This is a genomic window from Aquirufa ecclesiirivi (assembly GCF_011250515.1).
In the GTDB taxonomy this organism is placed as follows: Bacteria; Bacteroidota; Bacteroidia; order Cytophagales; family Spirosomataceae; genus Aquirufa; species Aquirufa ecclesiirivi.
Genome location: NZ_JAANOP010000003.1, coordinates 155,544 through 169,232 on the forward strand (window position 1 = coordinate 155,544; position 13,689 = coordinate 169,232).

13 protein-coding genes are annotated in these 13,689 nt (G+C 37.9%); 10 read left to right on the plus strand and 3 right to left on the minus strand.

Annotated features, from left to right (window positions below; genetic code table 11):
- Positions 1–28 precede the first annotated feature (28 nt).
- Positions 29–838 carry a hypothetical protein gene (locus G9H65_RS05970; RefSeq protein WP_166374434.1) on the minus strand — a complete coding sequence of 270 codons (810 nt, stop codon included), beginning with the start codon at positions 836–838 and terminating at the stop codon, positions 29–31.
- A gap of 184 nt (positions 839–1,022) precedes the next feature.
- Complete coding sequence (locus G9H65_RS05975; RefSeq protein ID WP_166374435.1) at positions 1,023–1,232, minus strand: hypothetical protein; 210 nt, start codon at positions 1,230–1,232, stop codon at positions 1,023–1,025.
- A 456-nt stretch (positions 1,233–1,688) separates the two neighbouring features.
- Here G9H65_RS05975 and G9H65_RS05980 point away from each other — a divergent pair, with 456 nt between their 5' ends.
- From G9H65_RS05980 to G9H65_RS06010, 7 genes are read left to right on the plus strand one after another with little or no spacing between them, the layout of a single operon-like run.
- Positions 1,689–4,142 carry a glutaminase family protein gene (locus G9H65_RS05980; protein ID WP_166374436.1) on the plus strand — a complete coding sequence of 818 codons (2,454 nt, stop codon included), beginning with the start codon at positions 1,689–1,691 and terminating at the stop codon, positions 4,140–4,142.
- A 5-nt stretch (positions 4,143–4,147) separates the two neighbouring features.
- Complete coding sequence (locus tag G9H65_RS05985; protein ID WP_166374437.1) at positions 4,148–5,167, plus strand: zinc-binding alcohol dehydrogenase family protein; 1,020 nt, start codon at positions 4,148–4,150, stop codon at positions 5,165–5,167.
- Positions 5,168–5,213: 46 nt separating this feature from the next.
- A complete protein-coding gene (locus tag G9H65_RS05990) occupies positions 5,214–6,134 on the plus strand; it encodes an ABC transporter ATP-binding protein (RefSeq protein WP_166374438.1) in 921 nt (306 codons plus the stop codon).
- Positions 6,124–6,966, plus strand: coding sequence for an ABC transporter permease (locus G9H65_RS05995; RefSeq protein WP_166374439.1), 843 nt, complete (start codon positions 6,124–6,126; stop codon positions 6,964–6,966). The genes G9H65_RS05990 and G9H65_RS05995 overlap by 11 nt, the downstream gene beginning before the upstream one ends.
- Positions 6,966–7,652: a hypothetical protein gene (locus G9H65_RS06000; RefSeq protein WP_166374440.1), complete on the plus strand. Its 687-nt coding sequence runs from the start codon at positions 6,966–6,968 to the stop codon at positions 7,650–7,652. Before G9H65_RS05995 ends, G9H65_RS06000 begins: the two co-directional genes overlap by 1 nt.
- A gap of 3 nt (positions 7,653–7,655) precedes the next feature.
- Positions 7,656–8,300 (plus strand): flavin reductase family protein, encoded by a 645-nt coding sequence (locus G9H65_RS06005; RefSeq protein ID WP_166374441.1) that lies wholly within the window; start codon positions 7,656–7,658, stop codon positions 8,298–8,300.
- Positions 8,278–8,601 carry an MmcQ/YjbR family DNA-binding protein gene (locus tag G9H65_RS06010; RefSeq protein ID WP_166374442.1) on the plus strand — a complete coding sequence of 108 codons (324 nt, stop codon included), beginning with the start codon at positions 8,278–8,280 and terminating at the stop codon, positions 8,599–8,601. Before G9H65_RS06005 ends, G9H65_RS06010 begins: the two co-directional genes overlap by 23 nt.
- A gap of 103 nt (positions 8,602–8,704) precedes the next feature.
- Here G9H65_RS06010 and G9H65_RS06015 read toward each other — a convergent pair whose 3' ends face one another.
- Entirely contained in the window at positions 8,705–9,628 is a 924-nt protein-coding gene (locus G9H65_RS06015; RefSeq protein WP_166374443.1) for a sugar phosphate isomerase/epimerase family protein, read from the minus strand.
- Between the two features lie 194 nt (positions 9,629–9,822).
- On the opposite strand from G9H65_RS06015, the gene G9H65_RS06020 reads away from it, so the two are divergent.
- Genes G9H65_RS06020 through G9H65_RS06030 form a run of 3 tightly spaced genes read left to right on the plus strand, consistent with a single transcriptional unit; the run spans position 9,823 to position 13,471 of the window.
- Positions 9,823–10,920 (plus strand): glycoside hydrolase family 130 protein, encoded by a 1,098-nt coding sequence (locus tag G9H65_RS06020; RefSeq protein ID WP_166374444.1) that lies wholly within the window; start codon positions 9,823–9,825, stop codon positions 10,918–10,920.
- Complete coding sequence (gene gloA2, locus G9H65_RS06025) at positions 10,917–11,318, plus strand: SMU1112c/YaeR family gloxylase I-like metalloprotein (protein WP_205753255.1); 402 nt, start codon at positions 10,917–10,919, stop codon at positions 11,316–11,318. Before G9H65_RS06020 ends, gloA2 begins: the two co-directional genes overlap by 4 nt.
- Complete coding sequence (locus G9H65_RS06030) at positions 11,315–13,471, plus strand: DUF4954 family protein (protein ID WP_166374445.1); 2,157 nt, start codon at positions 11,315–11,317, stop codon at positions 13,469–13,471. The genes gloA2 and G9H65_RS06030 overlap by 4 nt, the downstream gene beginning before the upstream one ends.
- Positions 13,472–13,689 lie beyond the last annotated feature (218 nt).

The following is a 13,689-nucleotide window of genomic DNA, read 5'->3' on the forward strand; positions in this document are numbered from 1 at the left end:
TCCTGTTAGCCATTTGTGCTTTTATTTTTTAATATTTTTCCTTTACAAATTTCTGCCATTCTATTTCAAATTGCATTTCTGTAACTCCAATTACTTTTTCAAAATTACCATACGATTTTATAAATTCTGGAAGCTTTTCTTTTCCATATTTTGAGACAAAATACTCAACGATTGTGTAACCAACGTTATAAATTTGATTGCTATTATTCAATTCTTTTAGTGTCGGACTATTTTTCATTCCGTATTTAACGCTCAAATTATTTACAATTCCTGCTTCATAATCGCAAATTGCTTCCCAAAACCATTGCGGATAATTTTTCTCAAAACCAGTTTCAAAGTTTTTGTCAAAATCAGCAACTTTTTCATTTTGGGATTTCGAAAGAGCATCCTGAATTAAAATATTAAGTTGAACGCAATGAGTAAATTCGTGAACTGCTACTTTTTCCATTTTCTGTGGAAAAATACTATTGTACCAAGTTTCATACTTCAAATGAAATTCTAAAGGCCCTCGACTTGTTCCACTTGCATTACTGTTCTTTATACCTATCGCTTTGTTAAAATCACTTTGGTTTGGATAAATAAAAACTGAAATTTTATCATGTTTGGGGTCTTTTAATTCCGTTCTAATTCTATCGTAATTCAATTCTAAAGCTATTGAAATATCTTCGGCTTCGCTTTCAAGAATTCCGTAATAATTCACTACAAAATTTGTTGAAGATATATTTTTGCTATCGCTTTCAACTCTTAATTTTCGAATTAGAAATGATATCAAGAATATTGTAGCTAAACATCCAATAGAAAGTAAAGTAATCTTGACTATTATTTTTACTTTTTTCATTAGCTTAAGTTTTAACTCGTTGTTTCTCTGCTGTAACGATAGCATTACGGCTAACATTACGTACTTTGCATTCGGGTGGATATCGGATCCAAAAACTGTCAAAACACCACAAAACTAAATTAAATGTAGAAAATTTCGAGAACAACTTCGCCCGTCATTTTTGAAAAGGTGATGTTATATGCCGTTATTTTTTAACAGTATTTCCAGGATTGCCCTTTTCATGTCCATAACTAATTACACGAGATAGTTTCCGTTTACCAGTACTATCTTTTCGCCATACATGAATAAATTCATATGCTCCATTCAGCTTTTCTGTCTCTCCCGTACTAGTACGGTAAAAACGATCTGTTCCTATTTCAATCGCACCAAAATTCTTTATTGAATAAACTTTCAAACTACTTTTTTATAAGTTCCCTTTTGAGATGCAAATCTGTTGCACAATTTTCCTTAAATGATTGAAGTTCACTTTTTAGCGAAACGATTAATCCACTTAGGTCATGATCAAATTCTAAGTCATTATTGAAATATTCTTTAAATGCCAAAGTATCACAATTATTAAAAGCTTTGAATAAAAGATTGTCAGCTAAACCAATTTCGTTAAACTAATTTGGTACAGGTGACGGGGCTGTTCATAAGGTCTAACCTATTGGGCAAAACATGATGTGAAAGAAATAAAAGATATTCCCCCAACGCTGTCAAGGTTTAAAACCTTGCCAGCGTTAGGTACAAACCTAACATTTTTAGGCCAAAAACAAGGGCATCTTCCCACAGATTATCAGTAGATCGATATTTTTTCACCCTTTTGTAGATGCTTGGAATCTTCCTATCTTTAATTCAATAAACCATTACTATGAAATCATTTTTTCTATTCGCTGGCTTAGCGATGTTTAGCTTTTTTGCTCAAGCTCAAGTCAATAAAGCTCCTGCCTATCCACTCATCACGCATGACCCCTATTTCAGTGTTTGGTCTTTTACGGATCAATTAAATCAATCAGTCACACGTCACTGGACAGGCTCCGATCAATCCATGGTGGGCTTATTGGAAGTAGACGGAAAAACCTACCAATTTTTAGGTGCCTTACAATATCCCTCCACCGGCATTGTTGCCCATGCCGAAAATAATCAACCCATTGAGGTTCAATACACGGAGACTAAACCGGCTGAGGATTGGATGACTTCCCACTTCAATGATACCTATTGGAATAAAGGCAAACTGCCCTTTGGTAAAGGTTGGGACAATAAATGGAATACGCCTTGGAATACTAAAAACATATGGGTGAGAAGAGCTTTTGATCTACAAGACTTCGACATTGATCAATTAGTCCTTCAACTGCGCCATGATGATGACGTGGAAGTTTACCTCAATGGTTACCCGGTATATTCGTGCGAAAACTGCCATACCAAGCAATTGAAAGACTATCCATTAAGTGATCTCATAAAAAGCAAGCTGAAAAAAGGCAAAAATATCTTGGCCATTCATTGCATGAATCCTGTCGGAAATTCTTGGCTAGATGCCGGCTTTGCTAAACAATCTCGCTCCACTCAATCGAACCTAGCGATACAAAATTCAGTTCAAATCACCGCTACGCAGACCAGCTACCAGTTTACCTGTGGGCCTGTAAAATTACAGGTGAATTTCCTTTCTCCGCTCTTGGCTTCTAACCTCGACTTGCTTTCAAGACCTGTTTCTTACATCAATTTTGGCATACAATCCACAGATAATAAAACACATAAAACCAAAATCACTTTTGGCTTGTCTTCAGATATTGCCAAAAATGAAAAAGAACAAATTGTCCAAGTCAGCACGGGCAAAAAAGGCAATGTCCGCTATTTGAAAACGGGGCTTAGTCAACAAAAAGTACTCAATAAAGTGGGCGACGATGTTCGAATCGACTGGGGATATGCCTATTTAGCGACCAATCAAGTCAAGCATCAATTGAAAACTCTATCTCAATCTCAGCTGATGAGTCTTGCCGATGGAAAAAAACCTTCTAGTGAATCGGGCAGTACGGATTATTTGGTTGCCTCATGGGATATAACTGCCAATAAATCCAATCAAAATTCGAGCATCATGCTGGCTTATGATGATTTGTATTCTATTCAGTATTTCCAGAAAAATTTACAAGCTTGGTGGAAAAAGAACTTTGCCAGCATGGATGATTTGCTAGTAAAAGCTGCTAAAGAATACCCGAGTATTCTTGTTCAATGTAAAAACTTCGACAAACAATTATATCAAGAAGCACTCCAAGCAGGAGGAAAAGAATATGCGGAACTTTGTGTAGCCGCCTACAGACAATCCCTCGCAGCGCATAAATTAGTTCGAGGAGAAAAAAATGAGGTGCTTTTCCCTCAAAAAGAAAACTTCAGTAATGGTTCTATTTGGACGGTGGACGTAACTTATCCTTCTGCCCCTTTAAGCCTCATGTATAATACCAAATTACTGCGTGGTATGGTGGAGCCTTTGATCTATTACAGTGAAAGTGGCCAATGGAAAAAACCTTTCCCAGCACATGATATTGGTACTTATCCATTGGCGAATGGACAAACTTATCCTGAAGATATGCCCGTGGAAGAAGCAGGAAATATGATTTTGTTGACAGCCGCCATCTGCAAAGAAGAAAACAGCACGCAAATAGCCAAAGCCCATTGGCCTACCCTAACCCGATGGGTGGACTTTTTAGTGAAAGATGGCTTAGATCCTGCCAATCAATTATGTACGGATGATTTTGCTGGACATTTGGATCGTAATGCCAACCTTTCCATCAAAGCGATTGTAGGTATTGGTTCATACGCGCAAATGGCTCGAAATATGGGTTTAAAAAGCACGGCGGATTCCATGCAAAAAATTGCTCAAAAATATGCCTTGAAATGGATGGAGATGGCAGATGAAGGAGATCATTATGCTTTGACATTCAACAAAAACAATACTTGGAGTCAGAAATACAATTTGGTTTGGGACAAATTATTAGGACTCAATCTATTCCCAAGATATGTGTACGAAAAGGAAATGGCCTATTATTTGAAGAAACAAAACACCTATGGTTTACCTTTGGACAGTAGAAAAACGTATACCAAAAGTGATTGGATTATGTGGACTGCCACCCTTTCTGATAAACCCGTTGAATTTAAGGCTTTGGTACACCCTGTCTATCAATTCATGCTAGAAAGTCCGTCGCGCGTGCCTTTGAGCGATTGGCATGAAACGACTAACGGCAAACAAGTGGGTTTCCAAGCCAGAAGTGTGGTGGGTGGCTATTTCATCAAAATGTTAGAACAGCGTTGGGCCAAACGCAAATTGAGATAAAAACTATGCAAGAACTTGTTTGTACCACTCCATTTGAATGGAAATACCAAGAATCAGAAAGACCCACTTTAAAAGAAGGTATGGCCATTCTTAAAATTAAACAAGTGGGTATTTGTGGAACAGATTTACATGCCTTTGAGGGGACACAACCTTTTTTTTCATATCCACGCATCTTAGGACATGAATTTGTTGGTGAAATCGTAGATATAAGTTCCGAATCAAATTATCGAATTGGATCCTTAGTTAGTGTCATTCCGTATTTTTCTTGCGGAAAATGCGTGGCCTGTCGACAAGGAAAAACCAATTGCTGCCAGACTTTAAGTGTGTTGGGTGTACATGAAGACGGCGCTATGAGAGAGTATTTACAAGTTCCTATAGACGCTTTGGTCTATGATGAACAACTCAGCCTTGACGAATATACCTTATTAGAACCTTTGTCGATCGGTGCCCATGGGGTTCGACGAGCGGACATAAAAAAGAATGATTGGGTCTTGGTGGTAGGTGCAGGTCCTATTGGATTAGGCGTCATGGAAATGGCACGCATTGCGGGAGGACAAGTGATTGCCTTGGACGTGAATGCTGGCCGATTGGATTTCAGTAAAAATGTATTGGGTGTTTCACATACCATTCAAGTGGGTCAAGAGGATGTGATGGCGCGTTTGCAAGAAATCACTAAGGGTGATATGCCACAAGTCATCATTGATGCGACAGGAAATAAAAAAGCCATAGACCATAGTTTTCAATACATGGCACATGGAGGTAAATATATTTTGGTAGGTTTACAATTAGACCATGTTCAATTCTCTCATCCTGAATTCCATAAGCGAGAGGGAACTTTGATGAGTAGTAGAAATGCCACGCGAGGTGATTTTGAGTGGGTGATGGATTGTATGAAAAAAGGATTAATTCATACACAGGACTTCATCACGCACCGAACAAAATTCAACGATGTAACCAAGCATTTTGAATCCTTTTTAGATCCAGCGCAAGCGGTGATCAAGGCAGTAGTTGAGTTTGATTCTTAAAACAATATAAAGGATATGATGGTTAAACTAGCATATCCACCTTTACATGCCTGAGTCCATCATATCCATTCAACATCTTTCTAAAAGCTTTGGCTCTTTCCTAGCTGTGAAGGATGTTAGTTTTCAAGTCTTTAAAGGGGATGTTTTTGGATTTCTAGGACCCAATGGGGCCGGCAAAAGTACCAGCATGCGCTGCATGTTATCCTTAATAAAAGCTGATTCGGGAGATATTCGTTTGTTTGATTTACCCATCCATAATCACCGTGAAGATATATTACGTAGAACAGGCAGTATCGTTGAAAAACCTGATTTTTATAAATACCTAACCGCTTACCGAAATCTGGATATTTTTGCTCGAATATCAGGAACCTATTCTAGCAAAAAAGAAATTTATGCCATGTTGGATTTTGTGGGTTTGAATGGCCGTGAAAATGACAAAGTGGGTAGTTTTTCTCATGGTATGAAACAGCGGCTGGGGATAGCTCAAACGTTATTGCACAATCCAGATTTGATCGTTTTGGATGAACCCACCACAGGATTAGACCCTCAGGGAATCATTGATATTAGAAATCTAATTTTGAGATTAAAAGAAGAACATCAAAAAACCATCTTGCTTTCTTCGCATGATTTAAGTGAAATCGAAATGATTGCCAATCGTATGGTCATCATCAACAAAGGAAAATCCATCGTAGAAGGTTCCGTGAAAGAACTCATGTCGACTGAAAACCTCTTCATTCGGTTGGAGGTTGAACCGCAACAAAAAGCATTGGAAGTGCTGAAAAATGCTTTTCCAGAAATTCAAATACAAATAAAAGGTGAAAATCAATTAGAATTTCATTTGAGTCGAAATCAAGTTCCACGTATCAGTCAGCTCTTGAACTCCCATGAAATTGCCGTTTACTCCCTAGAATCCAAACGCAGTTTGGAAGATTATTTTATCAAAATTGTCCAACAAGATGCTATTTAAAAGCGTATATAATGAGTTTATCAAAATTGCTGCCAAACCCAGGAGCTACCTAGGAATTGGAGCTATTACGCTATTGGTGGGAGTCATTTTGTTCGCTCTAAAATCGGATGGCCTTTCCATTTTATCTTTTGTCACCTCTTCATTTGAACAAACCTTAAGTTTTGAAGGCAATTTGCTCAATGGCAATCTCATTGCCTTCATCATTTTGCAAATGCTTTTGGTTCAAATTCCCTTGTTAGTGGCTTTAGTTACTGGCGACTTGATTTCAGGTGAATTTGCGATGGGAACCATCCGCATGGTGATGACAAAGCCCATTTCTAGGACCACCCTTTTATTGTCCAAATTTATCGCTGGTGCTGTCTATACGGCTTGCATCATCATTTGGTTGGGCATCATGGCCTTGGTATTTGGAAGAATCTTTTTTGGAACTGGAGATTTAATCGTGCTGAATACGGATGGTCTTGTGATTTTACAGGAGCATGATGTGTTATGGAGGTATCTCAGCGGATTTGCTGTAGCATTTTTAGCCCTATTAACGGTGGCATCCTTATCCATTTGCCTGTCTTGTTTTTCAGAAAACTCCATTGGTCCCATCGTGGCCACCATGTCCATCATCATTTTATTTACCATCATCGGCACCTTGGAAGTTTCCGTTTTTGACTCCATACGCCCCTATTTATTTACGACCCACATGGCTTCTTGGAGAAACTTTTTTGAAGAGCCCTTACCTAAAACCGAGATCATCAAATCTGTTATTATTTTAGTGGCTCATATTTTACTCTTCTTAGGCATTTCCATTTATACATTCAACAAAAAAGACATCAGCGCTTAATGAAAATCCTCTTAACCATCAGTCTTTTTATCTGCTCATTTTTCCAAGTTATTGGACAAGATGCGCAAAAAACCATTCAAGCTCTTCAACAAAAATGGAGCCAAGTGAAGGATTATGCGGTGGACCTAAACATCAAATCGAATATTCCTTTGATCAAAATTCTACCCGTAAATGCTACTTTGTATTTTAAGCAAAAAGATCAATTCCATTTAAAATCGAAGGGTATTGCTATTTTACCAAAAAAGGGTTTTGGTGATTTGGCACAATTGTTGGCTCATCAAGATCAATTCAATGCGATTAGTACGGGTAAAGAATGGATCAAAAACAAGGAAACGGAAATCATCACCTTATTGCCAAATGGAGAAAGTGAAGATGTTATTTTAGCCAAATTATGGATAGATAAAACCAACAATTTGGTGCTAAAATCTCAAATTACGTCTAGAAGTAATGGCACCGTAAGTACGGAATATGGCTATGGAGCTGAGGCAAAATGGGGATTACCTGAGCAGCTTATTTTTACGGTGGATGTCAAAAAATTTAAAGTACCCAAAGGCGTTGTGGTGGATATCAACAAAACCCAAACGGTAGATACGCAAAAACAAATCGCTAAGACGGGTGATATCACGGTGAAATTTACCAATTATAAGATTAATCAAGGAATAGCCTCCACCATTTTCAAAAATTAAAACATGATAGCCAATCTAGCCGACATCGAATCGATGGAAAAATCGTTTCGGACGAATTTGATTAACCATCTCAGTGGAGCAAAGGCGGCTCATTTAATTGGCACATATAATGAACAGCATCAATCCAATTTGGCTATTTTTAGTAATGTAATACATATAGGGGCTAATCCAGCGATGATGGGCGTCTTGTTTAGACCTGTTGGTGCAGACAGTCATACCTACAAAAATATTCAGGCCAACAAACGATTTACATTAAATCAAATTCCCGTTTCTCTGGTCCCACAGGCACATCAGACATCTGCCAGATATCCCTTAGGCATATCTGAATTTGAAGCATGTGGCATAGAAGAAGAAACAATCCCTGAATTTGATGGACCATTTGTTAAGCAAAGCTTGGTCAAAATGGGACTTATTTGGGAAGAAGAACATCTGATCAAATCAAACCAAACAGTTTTATTAGTCGGCAAAATCCAATATATTTCCATTCATGATTCAGTTCTTCTGCCTAATGGACATATTGATTTGGATGTAGCCCAAAGTGTTAGTGCAGGAGGATTGGACACCTATTATCAAGTAAAGAAATTGGCCCAATTCCCTTATGCCAAGGTTTCGGCAGATGCATCTCATGAACCTAGAAGAAATTCGTGATTACGCCTTAAGTCTCCCAAATACAGAAGAAAGCCTTCCTTTTGGTCCAGATAATTTAGTTTTCAAGGTCAACAATAAAATGTTTTTACTACTCTCCTTGGATGAAATCCCAGTCCGATTTAATGTTAAATGTGAGCCCAATCGAGCTATTGATTTAAGAGAAGAATTCCCAGATAGTGTTTTACCTGGATACCACATGAATAAAAAACATTGGAACACCATTGTGGTCAATGGTCAAATCGCTTTTGCAACTTTGAAAAGTATGATTTCGGATTCTTATTCCTTGGTATTAAAAAAATAATCCTCGCTCCAGCCTAACGCTGGCAAGGTTTGGAACCTTGACAGCGTTGCGCGTTACAGAGCGAACGATAAAAAAGACGATATGTTGTCCAAGAAATAGATAATTAGGCTAATGCTTTTCTCAGTAATTCGACACTTTTTCTGACCCCTGAATAGGCATTTTCTTTGCCTTCAAATTCAATGGAAACATAGCCTTGGTAATTGACCTTTTTTAAGATGTTGATAATCCGCTTATAATCTAATTCCAACGAGTACCATTCACCTCCGCCATAATACGTTTTAGCCTGAACAAAGCTGGCTTTAGGAGCTATTTTCTCTAATTTGTCATAAGGATCTTCCAAGAAATTTCCTGTATCCATCAATAAGCCTAACCAAGGAGAATTCACCGTATCATGTATACGCAACATTCCCTCAGGCGTTGATCCTAATCCCCAGTGGTTTTCAAGAGCCATTAACACGCCACATTCCTCTGCCTTTGCCAGACATCTTTGAATACCTTCCACACACCATTTATAGCCATCATCTTCCGTATAACCAGGCAAAATAGGCTCTATTCCTCTGTTTTTCATTAAATCATCAAACGACTTAATGGTATTCCAACGACCTGTATTTAATCGCAAACAAGGTATTCCCATTTTATATGCCAATTCTATGCAATGAATCGTATGATCGACATGCTTTTTCAATTCTTCTTTATCCGGCGTTACAAAACCCTGATGGATGGATAAACAGGTTAAAGCAATCCCATTCAAAAAGGCATGCTTCTTGATTTTTTGCAAATAGGCATTGTCCTCACTTTCCATTTGTCGGTGCAAGACATCGATCCCTTCCAATCCCAAAGAAGCCGCGTCATCAATTACCTTTTCAATGGGAAATTTATCTCCTTTGAAATGCCAATATGAATAACTGGAAACACTTAATTTAATTTTTGGCTGTAATTTAGGCACTACTAACTTATCTTGAATCTGGGGCATGCCCGTGGCTAAGCCTGTCAATAAGGAGGATTGTAAAAAATCACGTCTTTCCATCGTTTTTATTTTAGGTTTGATCACTCAATTTAAAAGTTTCCAACGATCAAATGCATCAAATAGCTAGAAATTTCATTGATTGCTGACCTAAAGAACTCTGTATACATGACCTTTCGGTAATAATTTGCCGAAAATTACCTTTTAATATACGTTTCAAGTAGCATTTTAGTAATTTTAAACTCTAGCAAAGCTTCATGAATCTACCCTATAAATTTATTTCCTACCTGTTTTTTGCTTTCATTTCGCTATTCTATTTACCTGTTTTGTCCCAAAATCAAAGCACCAAAGCATGGCAAATCAATGGTTTTAAGAAACAAGATGCTGTTAACCCTATCTTAACTCCAGATGGTCAACAACGGTTTTTTTGCCCTATTCTAGGCAAAATGGTAGCCTGGGAAAATAAAAATGTACTGAATCCTACCGCTTTAATCAAAAATGGAAAAGTTCATTTGCTATATCGTGCTCAAGATTCCTTAGGGACCTCTCGGATTGGTTTAGCCATCAGTGAAGATGGAATACATTTCAAAAAAATGCCCCAACCTATTCTTTATCCTGAACAAGATGCATGTAAAAAATACGAGTGGCCGGGCGGTATTGAAGATCCGCGCATTGTTCAATCAGAAGAAGGAAACTACTTAATCACCTATACTTCCTATGATGGGAAAACTGCCCGTTTATGCTTTGCCACCTCAACTGATTTAATCCATTGGAAAAAAATGGGTCCCATGTTGACAGATCCGAAGTACATGGATCTTTGGTCAAAATCGGGTGCCATAGTCGTCAAACAACAGGGCTCTCAGCTAATTGCCACAAAGATAAATGGCTACTATTGGATGTACTTTGGCGATACGGATTTATTCATGGCTCAATCCAAAGACTTAATTCATTGGAATGTATTGGAAGATGCTGAAAACAAACAAAGAATTTCGGTGCTGCAACCTAGAAAAGGTTATTTCGACAGCCGTTTGGTAGAACCAGGACCCTATGCGTTAATTCAAAAGTCAGGTATTCTGCTCATTTACAACAGTAGTAATGCCGCTAATTTTAATGATTCAGCTTTCCCAAAATTCACTTATAGTGCTGCCCAAGCCTTATTTAACCTAAAAAAGCCCTATCAGTTAATGCAACGTTCAAACAAGCCTTTCATTTGGCCTAATAAGGTTTATGAACAAATTGGAGAAGTGAATGAGGTCTGTTTTGTAGAAGGTTTAGTTTCATTCCGTTCGCAATGGTTTTTATATTATGGCACGGCCGATTCTAAAATTGCTGTAGCTAATAGTCTCCAAAAATGATAAATCAAATAATCCCCCTTCTCGGCATTCATCATGTGGCCATTATTTGCTCCAAATATGCCGTTTCCAAACAGTTTTATACCGAAATTTTAGGATTTGATATTATCCGAGAAGTCTACCGAAAAGAAAGAGATTCTTACAAGCTAGATCTGAGCTTTCAAGGAGTCTATTACATCGAGTTATTTTCATTTCCAGAAACTCCTCCTCGGGTATCTAGACCTGAAGCCTGCGGACTACGACATATTGCCTTTGAAGTCTCCAATTTGGATGAAACTGTACAAATTTTACGAAATAAAGGCCTTATTTGTGAAGATATCCGAATAGATGAATTTACTGAAAAGAGGTTTACTTTCACCAGTGACCCAGACCAATTACCTATTGAATTTTACGAGAGATGAATCGAATAGAGAAAAAACCCATAGCCCAATTGGGCTTCGAATTTGTCAGTAAAACCTACTTGAAAGCGGGTGAAAGTGAATTTGACCTCCGCAATAAAAACATCAACCTTTCGGACTACCGACCACTGTCTGCGCGCGAAATTGAAATCTTAGAGGCCAATTTTAATGAAGCCGAAAATTGGAAAGATATCCAGGTAAAACCTGGCTTCAATCCACACCTCATTAAAAATTGTCGGTTTTTTGGTATCATCCGAATTGGAAAATTAGAACATGTCTATTTAGAATTTAAAAACTTGAGAATGCCTGTTGGCATTTATAATAGTACCATCATTAGTAGTGATATTGGCGATAATATCAGTATTGATCGAGTGAATTTATTATCCAATTATCAAATTGGAAATGAAGTGATGATACTTCAAGTTAATGAATTAGCTACTACACCAACTGCCAAATTTGGTAATGGTATAGTCAAAGAGGGAGAAGACGAGCGTATTCGAATTTGGCTAGAACTAGGTAATGAAAATGGAGGAAGAAAAGTGATTCCATTTGTTGGCATGCGCCCTGCCGATGCCTATTTATGGACTCAAGATCGGGATGATGCATTACTTCAAACTCAATACAAAGCATTGACGCAAGCTGAATTTTCAACTAAAAGAGGATTTTATGGCCAAATTGGTCACCGTACCGTGATTAAAAATACGGGCATCATCAAGGATGTCAACATGGGTTCTGACACTTACATTAAGGGTGCCAATAAATTAAAAAACTTGACCATCATTTCATACCCAGAAGCCAATACACAAATAGGTGAAGGTTGTGAACTTGTCAATGGAATTATTCACGAGGGTTGTCGTATATTTTATGGCGTTAAAGCAGTTCGTTTTATATTAGCGGCTCATTCCCAACTGAAATACGGTGCCCGCCTGATTAACTCCTTTTTAGGCAGTAATTCGACTATTTCATGCTGTGAGGTATTGAATGCACTCATTTTCCCTGCCCATGAGCAGCACCATAATAATTCCTTTCTATGTGCAGCAATCATCAAAGGTCAAAGTAACATGGCGGCTGGTGCTACCCTGGGTTCCAACCACAACAGTCGGGGTGCAGATGGGGAATTACAAGCAGGAAGAGGGTTTTGGCCAGGACTTTCCATTAGCTTAAAACACAATTCTAAATTTGCTAGTTTCAATCTGATCTCAAAAGGAAATTATCCTGCAGAAATACAAAATCCATTGCCATTTTCTTTAATTGGAAATGACGATGCCTCAGGAGGATTATTAATCATTGCGGCATATTGGTTCCAATATAACTTATATGCTCTAGCAAGAAATGCGTGGAAATTTGCCAATCGTGATCAAAGAATTAATAAAAACATGCTTCTGGAATATGATTTCCTAGCACCCGACACTATTGAGGAAATTTTACATGCGATCCAACTTTTAGAAAATTGGGTGGGCGATGCGCTGCCAGAAAAGACACAAGTAGCGGGCAAGAAATGGCTAGAAAATCCAGCTAATGAAAACATCAATATAGATGTTTGGGCTACCGGTATCGAAAACTCCAAACGTAAGAGTAAAATCGCCAAAAGCTACCGCGCTTACCATATTTTCAAGGATTTGATCTATTACCATGCTTTCCAGGAGTGGCTTTTGGCTCAAGAAAGAAATCCCTCTATACCAGCACATGAGCTCCTAAAAATGGCCGCTCACCAGCCTATTTCCACTTGGGAAAATCTTGGGGGACAATTGTTCCCAACAGATGCAGTGAATTTGCTGAAAACAAATATTCGTTCAGGAAAATTTAATTCTTGGAATCAAGTACATCAGTTTTATCAAGATCAGGCAAATGCATATCCTGAACTGAAATTTCAAAATGCCTTAGCTGCCTTAAAAATCATACAGGCCGAAAACTTAAGTGATACATCGTTTATTCAACAATGGAAAAATAAAGCCATTGAGATTTCGGCGTTCATTGCCAAAGGAATTGAAAGTTCACGTGCCAAAGATTTCCAAGATCCATTCCGACAAGCCATGTTCCACAACCAAAAAGAAATGGAAAATGTAATTGGAGATTGGAAGGAGAATGATTTTATCTTGCAGGCTCAAAAGACCCATGAAGCGTTTGTCCAGAAAATTATAAATTCTGGATTATAAATGATGAATTAGTCTTAATTCTACATGGTAAAGGTTAATCCTAACGAAAGATTGGAACGGAGCTTGAGCGAAGCGGCAAGGAAATTGTAAATGATAAATTATAAACGGATGTAGCATTCTACATTCTACATTTTTCATTCTAACTGCCGTAAGCGGAGAGAAAATCGGTTCTGCGAAGCAGAATTCGTCTTAGGATTAACCTTATTTCATCTATTTTT